Genomic DNA, 23,743 nt, shown 5'->3' on the forward strand with positions numbered 1-23,743 from the left:
TTTGTTAGGTGTGTTGAAATTGCTGCTTTCTGCTTGCTGGAAAAATACTTTAGGTTTAAAGTATCTGCTTCCGGGCCTTGTGCACGCGCCCGTCACCAGCCAGGATGAGCATGAGCAGCGACCCTTCGCCTACCACCGCATCTCCCCAGGACGCCTTTGCGCGCGCGCACCTGCCGCCGCGCGCACTCTGGCCGCAGCTGTGCCTTGATTTGCCCGAGCTGCAGTATCCGCCGCGCCTCAATTGCGTCGCCGCGCTGCTCGATGCGGCCGTGGCCAACGGCGGCGGCGAGCGCACCGCCATCCTTGCCGACGGCCAGCGCTGGAGCTACGCCGATCTGGCGCGGCAAGTCGACCGCATCGCCCACGTGCTGCGCGCCGACCTGGGCCTGATCCCCGGCAACCGCGTGCTGCTGCGCGGCGCGAATACCCCGATGATGGCCGCCTGCCTGCTTGCCGTGCCGAAGGCAGGCTGCATCGCCGTGCCCACCATGCCGCTGCTGCGCGCGCGCGAACTGTCCACCATCCTGACCAAAGCGCAAGTCAATGCCGTGCTGTGCGCGCAGGGCTTGCGCGGGGAGCTCGACGGCTTGCCAGACTTGCCGGCCATGCTGTGCTTTGGCGCCGCCGATGCGGAACTGGAACGGCGCATGGCGGCCCACGATGCGCCATTTCCCGCGCACGACACGGCGGCCGACGACGTCTGCCTGATCAGCTTTACTTCGGGCACGACGGGCGTCCCCAAGGGCACCATGCACATGCACCGCGACCTGCTGGCCATCTGCGACTGCTTTCCCCGTTCCATGCTGCAGGTGCGCGCCGACGACATCTTCATCGGCACGCCGCCGCTGGCTTTTACTTTTGGTCTGGGCGGCCTGCTGCTGTTTCCCCTGCGCTTTGGCGCGGCCACCGTGCTGCTGGAAAAACTCACGCCCGAGACCCTGCTGCGCGCCATCGCTGCCTATCAGGCCACGATCTGCTTCACGGCGCCGACTTTTTACCGCCAGATGGCGCCCCTGGCGGCCGGCCACGATTTGAGCAGCCTGCGCTTGTGCGTGTCGGCAGGCGAGGCGCTGCCGCTGGCCACGCGCGACGCCTGGCAGGCGGCGACGGGACTGGCCATGACGGACGGCATCGGCGCCACTGAAATGCTGCACATCTTCATTTCCGCCACGGGCGAGGGCATCCGCCGCGGCGCCATCGGCAAGGCCATTCCCGGCTACCAGGCATGCATCGTTGACGATGCGGGCGTGCCGCAGCCGCCCGGCGTGACGGGCCGCCTGGCCGTGAAAGGCCCCACCGGCTGCCGCTACCTGTCCGACCCGCGCCAGCGCGAGTACGTGCAGAACGGCTGGAACCTGACGGGCGACACCTTCGAGATGGATGCCGACGGCTATTTCTATTACCGCTCGCGCAGCGACGACATGATCGTCTCGGCCGGCTACAACATCGCCGGCCCGGAAGTGGAAGAGGCGCTGCTGCGCCACCCTGCCGTGGCCGAATGCGGCGTGGTCGGGCGCGCCGATGCCGAGCGTGGCCAGATCGTCGAGGCGCACGTGGTGCTCAAGGATGGCTGTCAGCCCAGCGACGTGCTGGCGGCCGAATTGCAGGACTTCGTGCGCCAGCAGATCGCCCCGTATAAATACCCGCGCGCCATTCGTTTCCTGCCTGCGCTGCCGCGCACGGAAACGGGCAAGCTGCAGCGCTTCAAACTTCGCACGGACACCCCATGAATATCGTCTGCATCGGCGGCGGCCCCGCCGGCCTGTATTTCAGCCTGCTCATGAAAAAGCAGAACCCGGATCACCGTATCACCGTCATCGAGCGCAACCGCCCGTACGACACGTTTGGCTGGGGCGTGGTGTTTTCCGACCAGACCCTGGGCAACCTGGCCAATGCGGACGAGCCGACGGCGCGCGCCATCCTGCAGGCGTTCAACCACTGGGACGATATCGAGATCCACTTCAAGGGCGAGACCGTGCGCTCCGGCGGCCATGGCTTTTGCGGCATCGGCCGCAAGCGCCTGCTCAATATCCTGCAGGCGCGCTGCGAGGAACTCGGCGTGCAGCTGGTATTCGAGACGGAAGTGCTGGACGACCAGGCCATCGCGAAGCAATACGATGCCGGCCTGGTGATCGCCAGCGACGGCTTGAACAGCCGCATCCGCACGCGCTATGCGGCCAGCTACCAGCCCGAGATCGACCAGCGCCATTGCCGCTTCGTCTGGCTGGGCACGCGCAAGAAATTCGAGGCCTTCACGTTTGCCTTCCGCCAGACGCCGCACGGCTGGTTCCAGGCGCATATCTACCAGTATGACGGCGAGACCTCGACCTTCATCGTCGAAACGCCCGAACACGTGTGGCGCGCGGCGGGACTGGACGCCATGAGCCAGGAAGAGGGCATCGCCTTTTGCGAAGCGCTGTTCGCCGAGGAACTCGACGGCCACGGTTTGCTGAGCAATTCGCCGCACTTGCGCGGCTCGGCACAGTGGATCACCTTCCCGCGCATCGTCTGCCGGCAATGGGTGTACCGCCAGGATGGCGTGCCCGTCGTGCTGATGGGCGACGCGGCCCACACGGCGCATTATTCGATCGGCTCCGGCACCAAGCTGGCGCTGGAAGACGCGATCGAACTGGCGCGCTGCTTCGGCCAGCATGCCGGTACGGATGCTGCGCTGGCCGCTTACCAGCAGCTGCGCGCCATCGAGGTGCTGAAGATCCAGAGCGCGGCGCGCAATTCCATGGAGTGGTTTGAAAACGTCGAGCGTTACAGCGCCATGGAGGCGCCGCAGTTCGCCTATTCGATGCTCACGCGCAGCCAGCGCATCTCGCATGAAAACCTGCGCCTGCGCGATCCCGCCTACGTGGCCGGCTATGAATCGTGGCTGGCGCGGCGCGCCGGCGAGCAGGCCGGCGTGGACATGCTGGATCCGGCCATGCCGCCCATGCTGACGCCTTTCCGGCTGCGCGGCGTGCTGCTGAAAAACCGTATCGCCGTCTCGCCGATGGCGCAGTACAGCGCCGTCGACGGCGTGGCCGGCGACTTCCACCTGATGCACCTGGGCGCGCGCGCCATGGGTGGCGCCGGCCTCGTGTTCGCCGAGATGACGTGCGTGTCGGCCGATGCGCGCATCACGCCCGCCTGCCCCGGCATGTACAGCGAAGCGCACACGCAGGCGTGGCGGCGCATCGTCGATTTCGTGCACGCGAACAGTGATGCGAAGATCGCCCTGCAGCTGGGCCACGCGGGCGCGAAAGGCTCGACGCGGCCCATGTGGGACGGCATCGACCAGCCGCTCAGGGAGGGCAACTGGCCGCTGGTCTCGGCCTCGGAGCAGCAATACCTGGCCGGCGTGTCGCAAACGGCGCGCGCGGCCACGGAAAACGACCTGGCGCGCATCGAACAGGACTTCGTGCGCGCCACGCTGGCCGCCGCCGTCGCCGGTTTCGACTGGCTGGAACTGCATTGCGCGCACGGTTATCTGCTGTCGAGTTTTATTTCGCCGCTGACCAACCGCCGCACCGACGAATATGGCGGCAGCCTGGAAAACCGCTGCCGCTATCCGCTGCGCGTGTTCCGCGCCATGCGCGCGGCGTGGCCGCAGGATAAACCGATGAGCGTGCGCATCTCGGCCCACGACTGGGTCGAAGGCGGCATCACGCCCGACGATGCGGTCGTCATCGCGCGCCTGTTCAAGCAGGCGGGCGCGGACCTGATCGACTGTTCCTCGGGCCAGGTCAGCAAGCTCGAACGGCCCGTGTACGGGCGCATGTTCCAGGCGCCGTTCGCCGACCGCGTGCGCAACGAGGCGGGCATTGCCAGCATGGCCGTCGGCTCGATTTTCGAAGCCGACCACGCCAACAGCATCATCGCCGCCGGCCGCGCCGACCTGTGCGCCGTGGGCCGTCCGCACCTGGCCAACCCGGCCTGGACCCTGACGGAAATGGCGCGCATCGGCTACAGCGGCGCAGGCGCAGTCTGGCCGAAACAGTACCGGCCGGGCCAGCAGCAGCTGGAACGCAATCTGCAGCGCGAGCGCCAGCTGGCGGCCGCCAACACGGGTCTCACCCCGCAACAGGTGGCCGCGCGGCTGCTGGAGGGATGACATGAACAAGGAAGCATCGATGGACGCATTATCAGGAAAACATGCGCTGGTGACGGGCGCCGGCAGCGGCATCGGCCTGGCCTGCGCACACGCCTTGCTGGACGCGGGCGCCAGGGTCACCCTGGCCGGGCGCGATGGCGCGCGGCTGGCGCGCGCGCGCATGCAGCTGGAAGAGGCGGGCCACGCGGGCCGGGTGGCCATCTGCGTGCTCGACGTGAGCGTGGAAGCGTCCGTGCAGGCGGGCTTCGCGCAGGCCGCCGCGCATTTCGGCCGCATCGATATCCTGGTCAATAACGCGGGCCAGGCGCATGCTGCGCCTTTCGGCAAGACGGATGCCGCCATCTGGCAGCAGATGCTGGCCGTGAACCTGACGGGCGTGTTCCACTGCTGCCAGGCGGCCATGCCGGCCATGCTGGAAGCGGGCTGGGGGCGCATCGTCAACGTGGCGTCGACGGCGGGCCTGAAGGGTTACCGTTACGTCAGCGCCTATGTCGCCGCCAAGCATGGCGTGATCGGCCTGACGCGCGCGCTGGCGCTGGAAGCGGCGCCGCGCGGCGTCACCGTCAACGCCGTCTGCCCCGGCTACACGGAAACGGACATGGTGGCGCAAGCCGTGCAGAACATCGTGCGCAAGACGGGGCGCGGCGAAGACGCGGCGCGCGCGGAACTGGCGGCAGCCAATCCGCAGCAGCGGCTGGTGCAGCCGCGCGAAGTGGCCGATGCGGTGGCCTGGCTTTGCCTGCCCGCGTCGTCCGCCATGAATGGACAATCGATCGCCGTCGCCGGCGGCGAAGTCATGTAACAGAATGAAGATCATGGACAAAGAAAACGAAAATGTGCAGGACGAACCCGTGCTGGATCTGGCCAGCCGGCTGACGCAGGACCACCACCAGTCGCTCAAGCTGTGGCTGCGCATGCTCTCGTGCACAGTGAAAATCGAAAACGAAGTGCGCACGCGCCTGCGCGCCACCTTCGGCATCACCTTGCCCCGCTTCGACCTGATGGCGCAGCTCGAACGCTTTCCCGATGGTTTGCGCATGGGCGAACTGTCCAGGCGCATGATGGTCACGGGCGGCAATATCACGGGCATCACCGACCAGCTGGAGCAGGAAAAACTCGTGGTGCGCGTGGTCGACCCGAAAGACCGCCGCTCGTACAGCGTCAAGCTGACGCCAGCGGGCCGGCGCGCCTTCGACGAGATGGCGCGCGTGCACGAAGGCTGGATCGCCGAACTGCTGCACGGCGTGACGCCCGATGACAAAACCCGTTTGATCGACCTGCTGTCGCACATGAAGCAGCAGTTGAATAACACCCCTCTAAAGGACTGAGCATGCGCCATCTACCGGGCCAGCCGCAAGACCTGCCAGGCAACCGCGCCAGCCTGACCGGCTACGCCGCGCGGCATTTTCTGTTTTCCGTCGAAGGCGGCGTGGCCACCTTGACCCTGCACCGGCCCGAGCGCAAGAATCCGCTCACCTTCGATTCGTATGCGGAGCTGCGCGAGCTGTTCCGCGCGCTGGCGCATGCGGACGACGTCAAGGCCGTGGTCATCACGGGCAGCGGCGGCAATTTCTGTTCGGGCGGCGACGTGCACGACATCATCGGCCCGCTGACGCGGCTCGACATGCCCGGCCTGCTGGCGTTTACCCGCATGACGGGCGACGTGGTGAAGGCCATGCGCGCCTGCCCGCAGCCCATCGTCGCCGCCATCGACGGCATTTGCGCGGGTGCCGGCGCCATGCTGGCGCTGGCTTCCGATATCCGCATCGGCACGGCGCGCAGCAAGACGGCCTTTTTGTTTGCCCGCGTGGGCCTGGCCGGCTGCGACATGGGCGCCTGCGCCTTGCTGCCGCGCGTGATCGGCCAGGGCCGCGCCGCCGAATTGCTGTACACGGGGCGCTCCCTGGCCGGAGCCGAGGCCGAGCGCTGGGGTTGGCTTAACCGCCTGGTCGAGCCGGAAGAGCTGGCCGAGGCGGCGCAGCTGTTCGCCGCCGGCCTGGCCAGCGGCCCCACCTTCGCGCACGGCATGACGAAAAAAATGCTGCAGCAGGAGTGGAACATGGGCGTCGACGAGGCCATCGAGGCGGAAGCGCAGGCGCAAGCCATTTGCATGGCCACCAACGATTTTCATCGCGCCTATCACGCCTTCGTGGCGAAAGAAAAACCGCAGTTCGAGGGCGATTAAGAAGATGAACAAGACACGCGACACCACTTACCTGGACTGGCCGTTTTTCGAAGCGCGCCATGCGGAACTTGAGCGTGACCTCGATGCGTGGGCGACGCAGCACCTGGACGACGCCCATGGCGCCGACGTCGATGCGGCTTGCCGCGCGCGGGTGGCGCAACTGGGGCAGGGCGGATGGCTGGCCTACGCCACGGGCACCGATGGCCAGATCGACACGCGCGCCATTTGCCTGATGCGCGAAACCCTGGCGCGCCACGACGGCCTGGCCGATTTCGCCTTTGCCATGCAGGGACTCGGCTCCGGCGCCATCGGCCTGTTCGGCAGTGCCGGGAACAAGGCGCGCTATCTGCCGGACGTGGCCAGCGGCAAGCGCATCGCCGCCTTTGCCCTGTCCGAGCCGCAGGCCGGCTCCGACGTGGCGGCCATGGCGTGCGCGGCGCGCCGCGACGGCGACGACTATGTGCTTGACGGCGAAAAGACGTGGATCTCGAACGGCGGCATCGCCGACTTTTACGTGGTGTTCGCCCGCACGGGCGAGGCGCCAGGGGCGCGCGGCATCAGCGCCTTCATCGTTGACGCCGACAATCCCGGGCTGGAAATCGCCGAGCGCATCGCCGTCATCGCGCCGCATCCGCTGGCGCGCCTGCGCTTTGCCAATTGCCGCGTACCCGTGTCGCAGCGTTTGGGCGAAGCGGGGCAGGGCTTCAAGGTGGCCATGGCGACACTCGACGTGTTCCGCACGTCGGTGGCCGCCGCCGCCCTGGGTTTCGCGCGGCGCGCGTTCGACGAAGCGCTGCGCCACGCGACGGCACGCCAGATGTTCGGCCAGACCCTGGCGGACTTCCAGTTGACGCAGGCAAAATTGGCGCAGATGGCCACCGGCATCGATGCGGCCGCGCTGCTGACCTACCGCGCCGCCTGGCAGCGCGACCAGGGCCGCAAGGTGACGAAGGAGGCCGCGATGGCCAAGCTGACGGCCACGGAAACGGCGCAGCAGGTGATCGACGCGGCCGTGCAGCTGTTTGGCGGCATGGGCGTCGTCAGCGGGCACCCGGTCGAGCGCCTGTACCGCGAAATCCGCGCGCTGCGCATCTACGAGGGCGCCAGCGAAGTGCAGCAATTGATCATCGCGCGCGAACTGCTGCGCGAGGCGGGGAACGCATGAACGGCAAGAACAACGAGGAGAACACGATGCAAGTGCTGCAACCAGCGGGATGGGCAAGACCGCGCGGCTATGCGAACGGTATTGCCGCCAGCGGACGCACGGTGTACGTCAGCGGCATGATAGGCTGGGATGCGCAGGGCCAGTTTCATACGGACGATTTTGCGGGACAGGTGCGCCAGGCCTTGCAGAATATCGTCGCCGTGCTGGCCGAGGCGGGCGCCTTGCCCGAGCACATCGTGCGCATGACCTGGTATGTACTGGACAAGAAGGAATATGTGGCGGCATATCCACACATTGGCGTTGCCTACAGGGAAATCATCGGCAAGCATTTTCCAGCCATGACGGCCGTGCAGGTGGCGGGACTCATCGAGGACAGAGCGAAGGTCGAGATCGAAGTGACGGCCGTGTTGCCTGAATGAATTGTTTTTGTCAAAATTATATTTTTTGCGCTAAAATAAGAAATATAAAAACAATATCTGCTATGTTATATTTGGCAACCGGAAAATACGCCGGCTTCAAATACTGACAGTCGAGGCAGATGATGCACAATAATTTTAAGGCGGTAAGAAGTGTGGTGCTGGCCGTGGCCGGTATGGGTGTTTGCCTGGGCGCGCAGGCCGGAACCGGCACGTCGCTACTCTCTCCCGGCTATCAAACGCAACTGGAAAGCTGGCTTGGCGAAGGCCGCCTGGCGCTGACGAATATCTACAGCAAGGCGGCGGGCGACACCTCGCTCGATTTTCACAAGGCCTCCGATGGCAAGGGGCGCACGTTTTCCGTCATGGAAGCGACCAATGCCTCGGGGCAAACCTGGCTCGTCGGTGGCTATAACCCGCAAAGCTGGAGTTCGACCGACGGCATGCATGTGACCATGGAAGATAGCCAGCGCACAGGCTTCCTGTTCAATCTGACAGCGGGTTTCATGCTGCCGCAATTGAAGCAGTATTTCAGCGGCGATGGCATCGGCAAGGATCAGACCTACAATCAGGAAAATTATGGTCCCACCTTTGGTGTCGGCCATGATCTGTATGTACCGCAGGACTTGACGCACGGCGGCTATTCTTCCCTTTACACCTACAATTACCGTGGACACCCGGCGAGCGGGATCAGCCTGATCGATGGTTCCAGTTTTACGGTACCGAACATTACGTACGGCGCGATACAGGTGTTTACCATCAGTGCGGTGCCGGAGCCTGCCACTTATGGCGTGCTGCTGGCGGGGCTGATCTTGCTCGCTGGCATGCATTTGCGTCAGCAGCGGACAAGCTTGCGCGCCCGCAGCTGAATGCTGCAGTCGCGCCGATATCGGATACGCTTGCGCGTGCCGCAGGAGCGGTGCGCCATGTCGCCTGCCGCGCCCTCGTTGCCGGAAAATTGATTGATGGCCATTAGCTCATCGGCAGTCGCCGAGGCTTGATGTTGTCGTATGAGCAACCACCCACGCTTGGGATTTTGTAGTGTTATTTAATACCTTTTCATTTTTCCTCATTTTCCTTCCGCTGGCACTGCTGGGCTACTTTGTCCTGTCACGCTATTCGCTGCGCCTGTCCATCATCTTTCTATTGCTGGCATCGGTTGCATTCTATTGTTACTGGGATATCGCCTTCCTGCCCTTGCTGGCCTTGTCGATCTGCACCAACTTTGCCGTCGGGCGCGCCATTTCGCTGCACCATGGACAGGGCCGCCTGCGCCGGGCAAAGCTGTGGCTGATCGGCGGACTCGTCTTTAATCTGTCCCTGCTCGTCTTTTTCAAGTACTTTGACTTCCTGTTGAGCAATATTGCCGCGCTCACGGGGGCGCCCATAGAGCCCATCGGGATTACTTTGCCCATCGGTATTTCCTTCTTCACCTTCACGCAAATCGCCTATCTAGTCGATTGCCATGCCGGCAAGGTCAAGGACTATCAACCTGAAAGCTACGGCTTGTTCGTTACGTACTTCCCCCACCTGATTGCCGGCCCCATCCTGCATCACAAGGAGATGATGCCGCAGTTCTCGGAGCCGGCCCGGCACGTTCCGTATCGCGGGCGGCTGGTGGTGGGCCTGAGTTTCTTTACCATCGGCCTGTTCAAGAAGGTCGTCCTGGCCGATGGCGTGGCCCGCTTCGTAGGGCCCGTCTTTGACCTGCATCATCAGCACCTGAGCATGCTCGAAGCCTGGGCCGGAGCCCTGGCCTATACTTTCCAGTTGTATTTCGATTTCTCGGCGTATTCCGACATGGCCTATGGCTTGTCTTATATGTTCGGCATCGTCTTGCCCATCAATTTCAACTCGCCATACAAGGCGGCGTCCATCATCGATTTCTGGCGCCGCTGGCATATCACCCTGTCCAATTTTCTGCGCGACTACCTGTACATTCCGCTGGGCGGCAATCGCAAGAGTGCGTTCTTGCGCTACCGCAATCTGTTGCTGACGATGCTGCTGGGTGGACTGTGGCACGGCGCCAATTGGACGTTCTTGCTGTGGGGCATGTTGCACGGTATTTATCTGATCATTAACCATGCCTTGCGGCACATGCTGGGCGGGCGTAGCAACTGGGCGCTGCGCCTGGGCGGCGCCTGCGCCACCTTCCTGGCCGTGGTTGTGGCCTGGGTCTTCTTCCGCGCCAATTCGGTGGGTGTGGCGCTGGACGTGCTGCATGCGATGTGGGGTGGCACTCTGACGCCAGCCATGCGCGAGACCGTGTTGGGCATGAGCCGCATCATGGAGCTTGGCAGTTGCCTGTGGTGGCTGGGCGCCTGCGCCGTTATCGCTTTCTTTTTGCCGAATGCCTATGACCTGCTGGGCCGTGGCTTGCGTCTGGAGCAGGAAAACCGTCTGGAAGGCGGGCGCGGCAACTTGTTGCTGGGTGCCTTGCTGTTGTTGTGCCTGTTCTTGCTGTCGATCAGCGAGACCCGTGGCGTATCCGAATTTCTGTATTTTAACTTTTAAATCATCATGCGTTCATCCATTACGATAGGAATCGGTGTGCTGCTGATGGCGCTGGTGCTCGAGGCTGTGTTGCAGTGCCTGCCGGTGTCGTCCGGCTTGCGCCTCGCGCAAAGCAGTGCAAGCATGCCGCTCAGCCGTTACTTGCCCCGGCAGGAGTATGTGTATTCGCATGGCTGGGCATTGTCGAACGCGCGCCGCGGTGTCACCAACGGGCAGGGTTTTGCCAATTCCGCCGAGTTCAAGCCGGATCCCGCCGTGCTGGTGCTGGGCGACAGCTTTGTCGAAAGCCTGATGCTCGACTACCCCGACACCCTGCAGGGGGAGCTGGACCGCATGCTGGGCGGGGCCGTGGTGTCGGCCGCCAGTTCGGGCAACGGCTTGGCCGATACGCTCGAGATGCTGCGCCATTATGCGCCGCGCCTGCATCCACGCAACGTGGTCGTTCTGATCGATTCGGGAAATCTGAACAACCTGCTGTTGCCCGCACCACGCAGCCACAACCAGTTCGTGGCCGGCCCTGATGGCGTGCGGACGGTCCATGTCGACTATGTCGAATCAAAGCTCAAGCGCTGGCTGGCGCACTCGGCCCTTGTGCGCTATACCTATTACAACCTGAAGCTGCCGGACTGGATATCGTCGCTGCGACGCGCAGCTCACGCGCCAGTGGCCGACGATACCGGGGCGGCGGCGCGCGACCAGATGCTGGCCTACTATTTCGCGCAGATCAAGGCGCTTCCCGGCGCCGCCGACAGGCAAATGGTCTTTGTGGTCGATGGGGAGCGCAACACCTTGTATGAGCCGAAGAAGGGCAAACCGTCGTGGCACGGCGATGACCGCCAAGTTTTCATGGCGCAGGCGAGGCAGCATGGCCACGTCGTGGTCGACATGCAGCCCGTGTTCGAGGAGCATTGGCGCGAGCATGCCGAGCGGCTCGATTTTCTGCCGATGGATGGCCACTGGAACAAGGTGGCGCATGGCTTGGCGGCGCAGCATGTCATGCCCTTGCTGTTGCCGGCCGGGCAGCCATAGCCGGGAGCCGCGCGCCACGCCAGCCGGATTTTCCGTTGCGTACCAGCGTCCGCTATGTCCACGGTGCGCGCCACCCTGTATAATGCCGCTGCGCGTGTCGCCATCGTACAATGGATAGTACAAGGTCCTCCTAAGACTTAAATGCAGGTTCGATTCCTGCTGGCGACACCACATTCCACGCAACGCGCGCCGGTGGCCTGAGTTCATGCTGGCTGCAATGTACTGGTGGTGCCGAGTTGTCGGTACAATGCGTGCTTCATTCATCCAATCGGCAGCTGTTTGGCGCACCACGCGGTGCGCGCGAGGCGGCGCCCGTACACCTTTACTCATTATGGCTGTCATTTCTCTTTCATCGGCGCAACTTGCGTTCGGTCACGTCGCGCTGCTCGATCACGCGGAATTTTCATTGGAAACCTCGGAACGGGTCGGTCTGATCGGCCGCAACGGCACAGGCAAATCCTCCTTATTGAAAGTCATTTCGGGCAAGTTCAAGCTCGATGACGGCCTGTTGGTGATGCAGCAAGGCATCAAGATCGCCTATGTGGAGCAGGAGCCGCAATTCGATCCGGACATGTCCGTGTTCGACGCCGTCGCGTCCGGCATGGGCGAGTCGCAGGCCTGGTTGAAGGAATACGATGCGCTGACGGGCCAGTTTGGCCAGGGTAATGACGACGAACTGATGGAACGCATGCACGACATCCAGGTCAAACTCGATGCGGCCGATGCATGGAGCTTGCCGAACAAGGTGGAAACCGTACTCGACCGCTTGAACCTGACGGGCGACATGGCCATGAAAACCCTGTCGGGCGGCATGCAGAAGCGCGTGGCGCTGGCGCGCGCGCTGGTGTCGGCACCCGACGTGCTGCTGCTCGATGAGCCGACCAACCATCTGGACTTCAGTTCCATCCTGTGGCTGGAAGGCTTGCTGCGCGACTTCAAGGGCAGCGTGCTGTTCATCACCCATGACCGCTCCTTCCTCGACAACGTTGCCACGCGCATCATCGAACTCGACCGCGGCCGCCTGCTGTCGTATCCGGGCAACTTCACGGCTTACCAGACCCGCAAGGCGGAGCAGCTGGAAATCGAGGAAGTGGAAAACGCCAAGTTCGACAAGTTCCTGGCGCAGGAAGAGGTGTGGATACGCAAGGGCGTCAAGGCGCGCCGCGTGCGCGACGAAGGCCGCGTACGCCGCCTGGAAGCGCTGCGCCTGACGCGCAATGCGCGCCGCGAACAGCAGGGCCAAGTGAAACTGGACGTGTCGGCCGGCGAACGCTCGGGCAAGATCGTGGCGGACCTGGAAAACGTTTCGAAGATCTACGGCGACAAGGTCATCGTCAAGGATTTCAGCGCCACCATCTTGCGCGGCGACAAGGTTGGCCTGATCGGCGCCAACGGCGCCGGCAAGACCACCTTGCTGAAAATGATTCTGGGTGAAGAGCAGTCGGACACGGGCACCATCCGCCTGGGCACCAAGCTGCAGGTCGCGTATTTCGACCAGATGCGCACGCAGCTGAACGAAGAGGCGAACCTGATGGAGACCATCGCGCCTGGCAGCGACTGGGTCGAGATCAATGGCCAGCGCCGTCACGTGATGACGTACCTGAACGACTTCCTGTTCGCGCCGGAACGTGCCCGTTCGCCCGTCAAGTCGCTGTCCGGTGGCGAGCGCAACCGTTTGCTGCTGGCGCGCCTGTTCGCCAAGCCGGCCAACGTGCTGGTGCTCGATGAGCCGACCAATGACTTGGATATCGATACCCTGGAATTGCTGGAAGAGTTGCTGGAAGAATACACCGGCACCGTCTTCCTCGTCAGCCATGACCGTACCTTCCTCGACAACGTGGTCACGCAGGTGATCGTCGCCGAAGGCGAGGGCAAGTGGCGCGAATTCGTCGGCGGCTACACGGACTGGGAGCGCGTGCGCACCTTGCCGATCGCCACGGCGCCTGCCAGCAAGCCGGCCGTGAAGGTCGAAGCTGCCGCACCCGTTGCCAAGCAGAAAAAGCTCAGCTACAAGGAGCAGCGCGAACTGGAAGAGTTGCCGAAACTGATCGCCAAGCTGGAAGACGAGCAATCGGTGCTGGCCGCCGAACTGTCGCATCCGGACTTCTACAAAAAGACGCCGGCCGAAGGCAAGCGCCTGAATGCACGCGTGGCCGAGATCGAAGGCGAACTGCTGGAAGCGCTGGAAAAGTGGGAGCAGATCGAGGCGCGCAGCAATGCCTGATTAGTTTCTTGCATACCCTGTTGTAATTTAAGTTAGGATTACTTGCCACGGCAACGGTTCTGCTTGATATAATTATATAATTATATTTTTTACATCGGGGGATGCATGTTTGTTATCAAAAACACGCGCTCCGGACCACTGCGTCCGGCGCGTGGTTCCACCTCCGGTGCGCATCGGCATGTTTGACCGCGCCGCCTTGCCCCGGGTAGCGCCATTCCTGGCCTACCTCTCCTTTATCTTCATCGCCGACATGCTGGGCCGGGCCGGCTTTGCCGCGCAGGATTTGCGCTGGCTGTACGCCGTCAAGATCGGCGTCGTGCTGGGCATGTTGTTGTACTGGCGCCGCAGCTATACAGAACTGGTCTGGACAGGGCTGGGTGCGCGCGCTATTGCCGTCGCCATCTCCGCCGGACTTGTTGTTTTTTTGCTGTGGATTAATTTGAATGCGGGCTGGATGAGTATCGGCAGCGCCGACGGTTTCGATCCCCGCAATGACGGCAGCATCGAGTGGACGCTGGTGGTGCTGCGCATCGCCGGCGCGGCGCTCGTGGTGCCTGTGATGGAAGAGCTGTTCTGGCGCTCCTTCCTGCTGCGCTGGATCGATGCCCCGGACTTTCTGAAATTTAACCCGCGTCTGGCGAGTGCAAAGGCCTTTGTTGTCAGCGTGGTACTGTTTGGCTTCGAACACAATTTGTGGCTGGCCGGTATCGTTGCCGGTGCTGCTTATAGCTTGCTGTACATGCGCAGCCAGAACCTATGGTCGCCGATCCTCGCGCATGGCGTGACGAATGGCGTGCTGGGCCTCTGGATTGTTTCCGGTGGACACTGGACTTACTGGTAATATTGCCAACTAACTGTTTGCTCTTTCAAAGACAATGCCCATGTTGAATTCCCCGCCAAAAAGCCTCCGTAGCCACCCATGTCTGCCGCCTGGCATGCCGCTCATGTCTATCTTGCGTGCCGCTTGCGTGCTCGTGGTCGGAGGTGTGGCCAGCTCGTCGGCAATGGCCGCCTGGAGCGATACCATTTCCCCGTTCCTGGCGACCTCGTATTCCTATGACGACAATCTGTTGCGCCTCGACGACAATGTTCCCGGCTATAACGGTCCCCGTTCCGATACGTCGCGCCAGATACAGGCAGGTTTTCTCGTCAACCGGCCGATCGGGCGCCAGGTGCTGACGGGGCAGGCCAAGTGGTCGCGCGTGTCGTTCCAGCATTTTGACCAGTTCAACTACAGCGGCAAGGATTTCCTGGCCGATCTTGAATGGCATCTAGGCAATCATCTCGATGGCCATGCGGGCGCCCTGTATTCGCAAACTCTGACGCCGTTCAGCGATTTCCAGAGCACTGAACGCAATTTGCGTACGCGTCAGCGAGAGTACGTCGATGGCGGCTGGCGTTTCCATCCGAGCTGGCGCGTGCGTGGCGCTTACAGCCGTGAGCGCTACTCGTATGACTTGCTGTCGCAGCGCGTGTCCAACCGTGAAGAAAAAGCGACGGAACTGGGGCTTGATTATTTGCCTGCAAGCAATAGTCGTGTCGGCGTGCAGTTGCGGCATATCAATGGCAGCTATCCGAATCGCGTCAACGGCGGCCAGTTCGGCGTCGACGATGGCTATACCCAGGATGAGATCAAGGCGAATATTTATTGGAATTACAGTGCGATTACCCAAGTGCAACTCTTGGGTGGATGGGTGCGCCGCAGCCATTCCTTTTATTCGGGGCGCAATTCGAGCGGCGCCAACGGGCGCATCGTGGTGAACTGGGCGCCTCTGGGCAAGGTGCGTTTCACCGGTTCCCTGTGGCATGAGTATGGAGTAGTGGAAAATGCGCTGATTTCGAGCAGCCTGAATAATGGCGCCAGTGTTGCCGCCGCCTGGGATATCACGTCCAAGGTTCGCATGGATGCGCAACTGCGCCGCGAGAAGCGCGACTTTTCGGCCGCCAGCGGCCTGGTATTGCCCGTCGATGTCAGCGACACCTCGCATACCGAATCTCTGGGACTAACCTATGCTCCGCAGCCGAATATCCAGCTGGGTCTGAACGCCTTCCGCGACACGCGCAAGGGCGCACCTATTATTAATACTGGCAGTTTCCGCGCCAAAGGCGTGTCGTTCAGCGCCAGTGTCCAGTTCTGAAGAGCACTATGACGGTTAATGATATACCCTTGATTTCGTTCTTTCAACGCATACTCGACCCATTGATTATCATGGGCACGCTGTATCTGTTGTCCGCCTTGTCAGGTTCCCCCTTTACTGGCTATTCGCTGGTATTGATGATCCTTGCGTTCTTTATTTCATCATCCGTATTCCAGTATGTCGATCCCTATCGTACCTGGCGCAGCGGTCGGATGCTGGCCTATACCCGCGATATTTTTGTCAGCTGGGGCATCACAGCCCTGATTCTGGTATTCCTGGGTTCGGCGACAGGACTGGCTTTTCATTTTGATCGCGACCTGGTGCTGGCCTGGTTTCTGCTAACGCCATTCATATTGCTGCTCAGCCATCTGGCTGCGCGGCGTATGGTGGCCGATCCCGGGCGCGACAGCGAAGTGCGCTCCGTCGTCATCATTGGCGCCAATGATGCCAGCCTGAAATTTGCCGCCACCGTCGAGCGCAATCCGAATCTGTTCATGAGCGTGCGGGGCTTTTTTGACGACCGTACCGATGACCGCTGGCCCGAGAAAATGCGTGAGCCCATGCTGGGCAAGATGGCCGATATCGCCGCCTATGTGCGCGAACACAATATCAAGATGATATTCATCAGCCAGCCCATTTCGGCGCAGCCGCGCATCCGTAAAATGCTCGATGAACTGCAGGATACGACGGCGTCCGTGTACTTCTTGCCGGATATTTATATCTTCGACCTGATGCAGGCGCGTTTCGACAATGTGGGCGGCATGCCGGTGATCGCCATCCGCGAGTCGCCGTTTACCGGTTTTAACAGCATGGTCAAGCGGGGCAGTGACATCGTGCTGGGCTTGCTGATCCAGATCATGCTGTTACCAGTGATGTTGGTCATCGCCATTGCAGTCAAGGTAACATCGAAAGGCCCCGTGATCTTCCGCCAGCGCCGCTACGGCCTGTATGGCGAGGAAATCATCGTCTATAAATTCCGTTCGATGACGGTCAGCGAGGATGGCGACAAGGTAGTGCAGGCCACCAAGAACGACCAGCGCGTGACGCGCGTGGGCAGCTTCTTGCGCCGCAGTTCACTCGATGAGTTGCCGCAGTTCATTAACGTGCTGCAGGGACGCATGAGCATTGTCGGGCCGCGTCCGCACGCCGTGGCGCACAATGAGCAGTATCGCAAGCTGATCAAGGGCTATATGCTGCGCCACAAGGTCAAGCCGGGCATTACCGGTTGGGCCCAGGTGAATGGCTTGCGCGGGGAGACGGAGACGCTCGACAAGATGGAGGCGCGCATCCATTTCGACCTTGACTACCTGCGCAACTGGTCGCTGTGGTTGGACTTATGGATCATTTTGCGCACCGTCAAGGTGGTGCTGAAGCGCGACAATGCGCATTGAGCGCGCATTGATGGCGGGCCGCCACACCGGACTTGAATATTTTTTGCAGAGATTTAATACGCGTTAAAATGGCGCAATCATGCGAGATGTCCAATAGCCGGTTCCTGGAGCCGGCCGAACAGTGATTCGATGAGCCAGACGACCCTATGAGGCAAGCACGGCGACATGATGTGCACGGTGACATGCTCCGCCTGCCTGACGGCGGGCCAGCTAGTCGACCATGGCATGCGCGCCGTGCCCGCTGGAACCTCGCCCTGCCAGCATGGCGTCGGTCTGCTGTTGAACAGCGGCAGACCTCAAGGCACCGGTCCCATTCCTGCCGCTTTCCCATGTTTGCCCGCCTCCGATTATTGTGCGGCGTAGTGCAAGTGCCCCTCGCTACGCAATAAATATTTTCCTGTGGAAATTATTTATTGAGGCATCGCTATTGCAAGGCTTGTGTTTCTGATGAAACAGTTGTTTTTAAGATCTTTTAATAGTTTTTTAAGCAAATATTTCCCTAGTAAGCTAGTACACTGTGTATCATATTTATAATATTGACAATCATGTGGTCGCAAGCCCATAATTTCAATCGAAATCTGCTTTTTTTGACAATATTTTGTTGCTAAGTGAGTTATCATCACGTTCACAAAATTATCAGCGGATTTCCTTACCTGAACTGAAGGAGTCATTTTGAACCAAGTGCAAATCGCCCGTGTGTCTTCGAGCACGTCCGCCATGCCTTCCCGTCTGCTGTGCGCAGGCCTGGTTGTGCTGGCCGTCGCAGGATTGTCTGCTTGTGGCAATAAAGAAAAAAAGCCCGGCCAGGCGCTGGCGAGTGTAAATGGGGAAGAAATCACCGTCCTGCAGCTCAATGAAGAGATGCAGCGCGCCAATGTTCAGGCGCCGCAGCAGGAAGCGGCGAGCAAACAGTTGCTCGAATCGCTGATCGACCGCCAGTTGCTGCAGAACGAGGCGGCCAAGGACAAGACGGACCGCGATCCCAAGGTGGTGCAAGCGATCGAACGCGCCAAGGCGCTGATCGTCGCGCAAGCCTATATGCAAAAGCGCATCGGTACGATCGCCCGCCCCACCAAGCAGGAAGTGGAAGAGTACTTCCAGAAGAACCCGCAATTTTTCAGCGAGCGCAAGCAATTCGACATGCGCGAGCTGGTGATTGCCAGCGCGGACATGAACGACCAGTTGAAGGCGGCCATGGATAGCGCCAAGACGCTCGACGACGTGGCTGCCTGGCTCGAGGCGCATAAGGTCAAGTTCGCCCGTACACAGTTGTCGCGCACCAGCGCCGACCTGGCGCCCGAGCTGAGCGCGAAATTGCTGTCGATGCCGAAGGGCCAGTTGTTCATTATCCGCGAAGGGGACCGCACCTTGCTCATTTCCCTGGCCGATATCCGCGACAATCCCGCGACCCTGGCACAGGCTGCGCCGCAGATCGAACAATTTTTATTCAACAAGAAAAACAAGGATGCCGCCGATGCCGAACTGAAGCGTCTGCGTGCCGCCGCCAAGATCGAATACCTGGGCAAGGACGGCCCCCGGCCGCCGCATCGGCAGCGGCCAGCGCCGCGGCTCCGGTACCTGCACCTGCACCTGCTTCGGCGGCCCAGGCAGCACCGGCGAAGAGTTCCTCGGAAGCAAATGATCGTGGCGTTGCTGGCTTGAAGTAAGTCGCAGCATTTTAGGTAAGTAACTCTATCAATGGAATAAGCGAATCATGAAACGAATTTTGATGTGGTGCATGGCCACCCTGTTGGCCCTGAGCGCCGGCTTCGCCGGTGCTGCCGATGTACAGCTGGGCGCCGGCGACGTATTGAAAATTTCCGTCTATGGCAATCCCGACCTGGCGCTCGAAACGCGCGTCAGCGAGGCGGGCGAAATCACCTTCCCCCTGGTCGGCAATGTGGCCCTGGGCGGTTTGTCGGTCTCGGCAGCGGAAAAAAAACTGGGCGGCTTGCTGGAAAGCGGCGGCTTCCTGCGCAAGGCACAGGTCAACATCATCGTGACGCAGCTGCAAAGCCAGCAAGTGTCGGTGCTCGGCCAGGTCAACCGTCCCGGGCGATATCCGATTGAAGGCAAGCGCAGCCTGATGGACATGCTGGCCATGGCTGGCGGCGTCAGTCAGGACGGCGGCGATGCCGTCAACCTGATTCGCAAGCGTAACGGCAAGACGACGCGCGAAATCGTCGATATCGTCGAGATGGTGCGCTCGGCTGACCTGAACCGCGACCTGGACGTGGCTGGCAACGACGTGATCTTTGTCGAGCGCGCGCCGCGCTTCTATATCTACGGCGAAGTCCAGCGTCCGGGCGCCTTCCGCCTCGAGCGATCGATGACGGTGCTGCAGGCTTTGTCCGTCGGCGGTGGCCTGACGCAGCGCGGCACCGAGCGCGGCATTCGCATCAAGCGCCGCGACGAGGCTGGCAAGCTGGAAATCATCAACGCCAAGCATGATGACCTGCTGCAAGTTGACGATATGGTGTACGTGCAGGAAAGCCTGTTTTAAGCCTGTGTCCGTATCTTTCCGGCGCAAGCCGGATGTTTTTCATTCTGTGTTGAGGTTTTCCCATGAATTTGTCACAGCTCCTACTGATCCTGCGTGCGCACAAGAAGTTGATCTTGGTCACGCTGCTGGTCACTGTTCTCGGCACGCTGTCGGTCAGTTTGCTCTTGCCTAAAACATACAAGGCGACAAGTTCGTTGCTCTTGAACTACAAAGGGGTCGACCCGCTGACGGGCCTGGCCATGCCGGGCCAGTTGTTGCCTGGTTTCATGGCGACGCAAATCGACATCATCAGCAGCAAGAACGTTGCCTTGCGCGTCGTCGACCATTTGAAACTGGCGGAAAGCCCGGCCGTGATTGCGCAATTCAATGAGGCGACCGAAGGCAAGGGCGGCACCGTGCGCGACTGGCTGGCCGATCTGCTGCTGAAAAAAGTGGAAATCGTGCCATCGCGCGAAAGCAGCGTGGTCGACATCAGCTTCAAGGGCAGCGACCCGCAGTTCGTTGCCGCCGTGGCAAATGCCTTTGCGGACGAGTACCAGAAGACCAGCATCCAGCTGAAGGTCGATCCGATGCGCCGCGTCTCGACGTATTTCAGCGAACAGACCAAGTTGCTGCGCGATAACCTGGAAGTGGCACAAAGCAAGCTCTCCAAATACCAGCAGGACAATGGCATCGTCAGCGTCGACAACCGTCTCGATGTCGAATCGAACCGACTGAATGACTTGTCGGCGCAATTGGTCATGGCGCAAGGGCAGACGATGGAAGCGTCGTCGCGCCAGCGCATGGCGCAGGGCAGCAATGGCATGGCCTCGCCCGACGTGTCGTCCAATCCGCTGATCCAGAACTTGAAGATTGGCCTGGGTAACGCCGAAGGCAAGCTGGCTGAAATCGCCCAGCGCCTGGGCCGCAACCACCCGCAATACGAGAGCGCCAAGGCGGAAGTCGACAAGCTGCGCGCCGACCTGCGCGAGCAGCTGGCCAATACCTCCAGCAGCGTTGGCAACAATGCGCAGATCCTGCAGCAGCGCGAAGCGGCGGTGCGCGCCGCCCTGCAGGCGCAAAAAGCCAAGGTGCTGGAACTGAACCGTACCCGCGATGAGATGGGCGTATTGATGAAAGATGTCGAGAGTGCCCAGCGCGCCTTTGACGTGACGTCGCAGCGCCTGTCGCAAACGCGCATCGAGGGCCAGGCGGAGCAGTCGGATATTTCCGTGCTCAATCCGGCTGTGCCGCCGATCGATCCTGCCGGTCCACGCGTGCTGCTCAATACCTTGCTGTCGATTTTCCTCGGCACCTTGCTGGGCGTGGGACTGGCCATCGTGATCGAGATGCTGTACCGCCGCGTGCGTTCGGAAGCCGACTTGCAAGAAACGCTGCAGATTCCCGTCTTCGGCGCCATCGACTGGAATGCCCGCAAGTCGCCGCGCAAAAAAGGTGTGTTGAACGGCATTCTGCCGCGCCGCCTGCGCTTACGTTAAAACATGGATATGACGATGAACCAAGCCGCGCTCCCCATTTCGATGAACACCGTGCCACGTACCGGCGACTCCAGTATTGGCGGTCTGCTGCTCGAGTCGGGCAAGATCACGCCCGAGAACGCCGAGCGCGTGCTGCGCATGCAAAAGGAACTCGGCATCCGCTTCGGCGAAGCGGCCCTGCGCCTGGGCCTGATCACGGAGGCCGACATCCAGCAAGTGCTGGCACGCCAGTTCGATTATCCCTACCTGCAAAAAGGCGAGGGCAAGTATTCGGAGCTGCTGGTGGCTGCTTATGAACCGTTCAGCCCGCAAGTGGAAACGCTGCGCGCGATCCGCAGCCAGGTCATGCTGCGCTGGTTTGCCCGTGGGCACAAGGCGCTGGTGGTGCTGGGCGGTGCGTCCGGCGACGGCGCCAGCCTGTTTGCGGCCAACCTGGCTGTCGTGTTTTCGCAGCTGGGTGAACGCACCCTGCTGGTCGACGCCAACTTGCGCAATCCGCGCCAGCATGAAATTTTCGATGTTCAGACGCGCCAGGGCTTGTCCGACATACTCGCTGGCCGCGCTCAGCTCGACGCCATCACCAAGGTCGAATCGTTCGTCGATCTGTCCGTGCTGGGATCCGGTACACTGCCGCCGAATCCGCAAGAGCTGCTCAGCCGTAGCTCGTTTGCCAACCTGAACACGGAACTCGAGTCGCTGTTCGACATCGTCATCTATGACGTGGCCGCGTATGCGCTCGGTTCCGACGCGATGGCCATTGCGGCCCGTGCCGGTGGCGTGCTGATCGTGGCGCGCAAGAATCAATCCCTGTTGAGCGACATCAACGCCATGGCCGAGCAGATCGTGCAGAGCGGTGCCAAGGTGGTCGGTTCCGTGATGGTGGATTTCTAAATGAATACCCAAGCCAAGCGGTGGTCGGGCCTGAACTTGCAGCAATGCAAGGAATACTTGCCAGAATGGCTGCCGTTGGCCGTCGGACTGCTGGCCATGTACATTCCGTCCTTTGCCGGCCTGTTTGGCGGCATCTGGGCGACGGAAGAGCAGGCGCACGGTCCCATCATCCTGTTTTTGTCGCTGTGGCTGATCTGGCGCAACTGGCCCGACATGCTGGAAAAAACCCGTGGCAGCGAACCCAGCGCGCTGGGCTGGGTGGTGCTGGCCATCGCCCTGGTGCTGTACGTGCTGGGCCGTTCGCAACATATCATCGCCTTTGAAATCGGCTCCTTCATCTGGATGCTGGCAGCCGTATTGTTGCTGAAGCGGGGCTTGCGTGCCTTGAAAATATTGTGGTTCCCGTTCTTCTTCATGCTGTTCATGGTGCCCTTGCCGGCCCAGATCGTCATCATGCTGACGATGCCGATGAAGATGGCCGTGTCGTACGTGGTCGAGCACCTGCTGTTTTTTGCCGGCTATCCGATCGCCCGCACGGGCGTGATCCTGCAGATCGGCCAGTACCAGCTGATGGTGGCGGACGCGTGCGCCGGCCTGCAGACCTTGCTGTCGCTGGAGGCGCTGGGCCTGTTTTACCTGAATGTCGTGCGCCACACGTCGGCACTGCGCAATATCGCACTGGCTATCCTGATCATCCCGATCTCGTTCTCGGCCAACGTCGTGCGCGTCATCGTGCTGACCCTGATTACCTATTATTTCGGCGATGCCGCGGGGCAGGGCTTCCTGCACGGTTTCGCCGGCATGGTGCTGTTCATTACGGCGCTGATCCTGATCCTTTCTGCCGATACCCTGCTGCAATGGATCGTTAAATTGCGTGAGCGTAGAGTGTCGGGGAGCCAGGCATGAAATCGATGATCAATTCCGTCAAGGTCAGTGTGCTGGCCGGCATCCTGATGGTGGCGTCGGCCGGGCTGGCCAAGCACTTGACGCCCAGCGTCAAGATCGCCGACAGCAAGAGGCAGTTCCAGCTCGCGGATATCATCCCCGTGGCCTTTGGCGGCTGGACCATCGACACCACCATCATTCCGCTGCAAGTCGATCCGGAAACCCAGGCGCGTCTGGACAAGATATACAATCAGACCTTGTCGCGCACGTATGTCGATCCGCAAGGAAACCGCGTCATGCTGTCGATCGCCTATGGTGGCGACCAGAGCAGTAATATGGCCGTGCACTTGCCGGAAGTCTGCTATGGCGCACAGGGCTTCGAGGTGCAGAAGTCGGGCCGCAGCGAGCTGCGCACCGATTACGGGACCTTGCCGGTGAAACATCTGTATGCGACGAATGGCCCGCGCCAGGAACCGATCACCTACTGGATTACCGTCGGCGACAAGGCGCTCACGCCGGGCCTGGATCAGCGCATGCAGGAATTGCGCTATGGCTTGAGCGGGGCGATTCCCGATGCCATGCTGGTGCGCGTGTCGAGCATCGACAGCGATACGGGCGCCGCCTACGCAATACAGGAAGGCTTTGTGCGCGCCATGTTGTCGGGCATGAAGGCGCAGGACCGTGCGCGCATCATCGGCAACTTCCATGGTTAAGCGGAGCGCGCCGGCGCTGCCTGGCCGTAGCCCCGATATTTTTGTCGATAGGAATTGCCATTAACCTTACGTTGCAGCGCCAGTGCGCCTCCTCCTGTCCTGCGTCGCG

20 protein-coding genes and 1 tRNA gene are annotated in these 23,743 nt (G+C 61.4%); all 21 read left to right on the forward strand.

Features of this window, described 5'->3' with window-relative positions; translation table 11 throughout:
* Positions 1 to 110 precede the first annotated feature (110 nt).
* The 21 genes from D9M09_RS05305 to epsI all read left to right on the forward strand — a co-directional run bounded on the left by D9M09_RS05305 (position 111) and on the right by epsI (position 23,634).
* A complete protein-coding gene (locus D9M09_RS05305; RefSeq protein ID WP_121668768.1) occupies positions 111 to 1,730 on the forward strand; it encodes an AMP-binding protein in 1,620 nt (539 codons plus the stop codon).
* Positions 1,727 to 4,102: a bifunctional salicylyl-CoA 5-hydroxylase/oxidoreductase gene (locus tag D9M09_RS05310; protein ID WP_121668769.1), complete on the forward strand. Its 2,376-nt coding sequence runs from the start codon at positions 1,727 to 1,729 to the stop codon at positions 4,100 to 4,102. The genes D9M09_RS05305 and D9M09_RS05310 overlap by 4 nt, the downstream gene beginning before the upstream one ends.
* A gap of 1 nt (position 4,103) precedes the next feature.
* Entirely contained in the window at positions 4,104 to 4,904 is an 801-nt protein-coding gene (locus D9M09_RS05315) for an SDR family NAD(P)-dependent oxidoreductase (RefSeq protein WP_121668770.1), read from the forward strand.
* 13 nt (positions 4,905 to 4,917) lie between these two features.
* A complete protein-coding gene (locus D9M09_RS05320) occupies positions 4,918 to 5,430 on the forward strand; it encodes a MarR family winged helix-turn-helix transcriptional regulator (RefSeq protein ID WP_083287188.1) in 513 nt (170 codons plus the stop codon).
* Between the two features lie 2 nt (positions 5,431 to 5,432).
* Positions 5,433 to 6,287, forward strand: coding sequence for an enoyl-CoA hydratase family protein (locus D9M09_RS05325; RefSeq protein ID WP_121668771.1), 855 nt, complete (start codon positions 5,433 to 5,435; stop codon positions 6,285 to 6,287).
* Positions 6,288 to 6,291: 4 nt separating this feature from the next.
* Positions 6,292 to 7,452 (forward strand): acyl-CoA dehydrogenase family protein, encoded by a 1,161-nt coding sequence (locus D9M09_RS05330; protein ID WP_121668772.1) that lies wholly within the window; start codon positions 6,292 to 6,294, stop codon positions 7,450 to 7,452.
* Between the two features lie 26 nt (positions 7,453 to 7,478).
* Positions 7,479 to 7,871, forward strand: a complete 393-nt coding sequence (locus D9M09_RS05335; protein WP_070224642.1) for a RidA family protein — start codon at positions 7,479 to 7,481, stop codon at positions 7,869 to 7,871.
* A 119-nt stretch (positions 7,872 to 7,990) separates the two neighbouring features.
* Positions 7,991 to 8,737 (forward strand): PEP_CTERM-anchored TLD domain-containing protein, encoded by a 747-nt coding sequence (locus tag D9M09_RS05340; RefSeq protein WP_227742124.1) that lies wholly within the window; start codon positions 7,991 to 7,993, stop codon positions 8,735 to 8,737.
* A 172-nt stretch (positions 8,738 to 8,909) separates the two neighbouring features.
* Positions 8,910 to 10,382 carry an MBOAT family O-acyltransferase gene (locus tag D9M09_RS05345; RefSeq protein WP_121668773.1) on the forward strand — a complete coding sequence of 491 codons (1,473 nt, stop codon included), beginning with the start codon at positions 8,910 to 8,912 and terminating at the stop codon, positions 10,380 to 10,382.
* Between the two features lie 6 nt (positions 10,383 to 10,388).
* The gene (locus tag D9M09_RS05350) at positions 10,389 to 11,411 is read left to right on the forward strand and encodes a hypothetical protein (RefSeq protein WP_139143016.1); all 1,023 of its coding nucleotides are present in this window, start codon (positions 10,389 to 10,391) and stop codon (positions 11,409 to 11,411) included.
* A gap of 96 nt (positions 11,412 to 11,507) precedes the next feature.
* Positions 11,508 to 11,582: transfer RNA gene (locus tag D9M09_RS05355), tRNA-Arg, on the forward strand.
* A gap of 160 nt (positions 11,583 to 11,742) precedes the next feature.
* On the forward strand, positions 11,743 to 13,635 hold the full coding sequence (locus D9M09_RS05360) for an ATP-binding cassette domain-containing protein (protein ID WP_070289606.1): 1,893 nt from the start codon (positions 11,743 to 11,745) through the stop codon (positions 13,633 to 13,635).
* 151 nt (positions 13,636 to 13,786) lie between these two features.
* Entirely contained in the window at positions 13,787 to 14,476 is a 690-nt protein-coding gene (locus D9M09_RS05365; protein ID WP_240453558.1) for a CAAX prenyl protease-related protein, read from the forward strand.
* Positions 14,477 to 14,579: 103 nt separating this feature from the next.
* Complete coding sequence (epsL, locus tag D9M09_RS05370; RefSeq protein WP_227742125.1) at positions 14,580 to 15,773, forward strand: XrtB/PEP-CTERM-associated polysaccharide biosynthesis outer membrane protein EpsL; 1,194 nt, start codon at positions 14,580 to 14,582, stop codon at positions 15,771 to 15,773.
* Positions 15,774 to 15,781: 8 nt separating this feature from the next.
* Positions 15,782 to 17,164 (forward strand): undecaprenyl-phosphate glucose phosphotransferase, encoded by a 1,383-nt coding sequence (locus D9M09_RS05375; RefSeq protein ID WP_070312095.1) that lies wholly within the window; start codon positions 15,782 to 15,784, stop codon positions 17,162 to 17,164.
* Positions 17,165 to 17,845: 681 nt separating this feature from the next.
* Entirely contained in the window at positions 17,846 to 18,826 is a 981-nt protein-coding gene (locus D9M09_RS05380) for an EpsD family peptidyl-prolyl cis-trans isomerase (protein ID WP_240453647.1), read from the forward strand.
* A gap of 52 nt (positions 18,827 to 18,878) precedes the next feature.
* Positions 18,879 to 19,667, forward strand: a complete 789-nt coding sequence (gene epsE / locus D9M09_RS05385; protein WP_070312096.1) for a polysaccharide export protein EpsE — start codon at positions 18,879 to 18,881, stop codon at positions 19,665 to 19,667.
* Positions 19,668 to 19,729: 62 nt separating this feature from the next.
* On the forward strand, positions 19,730 to 21,145 hold the full coding sequence (epsF, locus tag D9M09_RS05390; RefSeq protein WP_070224586.1) for a chain length determinant protein EpsF: 1,416 nt from the start codon (positions 19,730 to 19,732) through the stop codon (positions 21,143 to 21,145).
* A 15-nt stretch (positions 21,146 to 21,160) separates the two neighbouring features.
* Positions 21,161 to 22,036, forward strand: coding sequence for a chain length determinant protein tyrosine kinase EpsG (gene epsG / locus D9M09_RS05395; RefSeq protein ID WP_070224585.1), 876 nt, complete (start codon positions 21,161 to 21,163; stop codon positions 22,034 to 22,036).
* Entirely contained in the window at positions 22,037 to 22,942 is a 906-nt protein-coding gene (gene xrtB, locus D9M09_RS05400) for an exosortase B (protein ID WP_070224584.1), read from the forward strand. It begins immediately after the preceding gene.
* Positions 22,939 to 23,634, forward strand: coding sequence for an exosortase-associated protein EpsI, B-type (epsI, locus tag D9M09_RS05405; RefSeq protein ID WP_083287667.1), 696 nt, complete (start codon positions 22,939 to 22,941; stop codon positions 23,632 to 23,634). Before xrtB ends, epsI begins: the two co-directional genes overlap by 4 nt.
* Positions 23,635 to 23,743 lie beyond the last annotated feature (109 nt).

The organism is Janthinobacterium agaricidamnosum (assembly GCF_003667705.1).
Lineage (GTDB): Bacteria > Pseudomonadota > Gammaproteobacteria > Burkholderiales > Burkholderiaceae_D > Janthinobacterium.

Excerpts from the sequence above, each read along its gene's own strand:
- D9M09_RS05305 (WP_121668768.1), top strand. The coding sequence starts at position 111 with ATGAGCAGCGACCCTTCGCCTACCACCGCATCTCCCCAGGACGCCTTT.
- D9M09_RS05310 (WP_121668769.1), top strand. The coding sequence starts at position 1,727 with ATGAATATCGTCTGCATCGGCGGCGGCCCCGCCGGCCTGTATTTCAGC.
- D9M09_RS05315 (WP_121668770.1), top strand. The coding sequence starts at position 4,104 with ATGAACAAGGAAGCATCGATGGACGCATTATCAGGAAAACATGCGCTG.
- D9M09_RS05320 (WP_083287188.1), top strand. The coding sequence starts at position 4,918 with ATGGACAAAGAAAACGAAAATGTGCAGGACGAACCCGTGCTGGATCTG.
- D9M09_RS05325 (WP_121668771.1), top strand. The coding sequence starts at position 5,433 with ATGCGCCATCTACCGGGCCAGCCGCAAGACCTGCCAGGCAACCGCGCC.
- D9M09_RS05330 (WP_121668772.1), top strand. The coding sequence starts at position 6,292 with ATGAACAAGACACGCGACACCACTTACCTGGACTGGCCGTTTTTCGAA.
- D9M09_RS05335 (WP_070224642.1), top strand. The coding sequence starts at position 7,479 with ATGCAAGTGCTGCAACCAGCGGGATGGGCAAGACCGCGCGGCTATGCG.
- D9M09_RS05340 (WP_227742124.1), top strand. The coding sequence starts at position 7,991 with ATGATGCACAATAATTTTAAGGCGGTAAGAAGTGTGGTGCTGGCCGTG.
- D9M09_RS05350 (WP_139143016.1), top strand. The coding sequence starts at position 10,389 with ATGCGTTCATCCATTACGATAGGAATCGGTGTGCTGCTGATGGCGCTG.
- D9M09_RS05360 (WP_070289606.1), top strand. The coding sequence starts at position 11,743 with ATGGCTGTCATTTCTCTTTCATCGGCGCAACTTGCGTTCGGTCACGTC.
- epsL (WP_227742125.1), top strand. The coding sequence starts at position 14,580 with ATGTCTATCTTGCGTGCCGCTTGCGTGCTCGTGGTCGGAGGTGTGGCC.
- D9M09_RS05375 (WP_070312095.1), top strand. The coding sequence starts at position 15,782 with ATGACGGTTAATGATATACCCTTGATTTCGTTCTTTCAACGCATACTC.
- epsE (WP_070312096.1), top strand. The coding sequence starts at position 18,879 with ATGAAACGAATTTTGATGTGGTGCATGGCCACCCTGTTGGCCCTGAGC.
- epsF (WP_070224586.1), top strand. The coding sequence starts at position 19,730 with ATGAATTTGTCACAGCTCCTACTGATCCTGCGTGCGCACAAGAAGTTG.
- epsG (WP_070224585.1), top strand. The coding sequence starts at position 21,161 with ATGAACCAAGCCGCGCTCCCCATTTCGATGAACACCGTGCCACGTACC.
- xrtB (WP_070224584.1), top strand. The coding sequence starts at position 22,037 with ATGAATACCCAAGCCAAGCGGTGGTCGGGCCTGAACTTGCAGCAATGC.
- epsI (WP_083287667.1), top strand. The coding sequence starts at position 22,939 with ATGAAATCGATGATCAATTCCGTCAAGGTCAGTGTGCTGGCCGGCATC.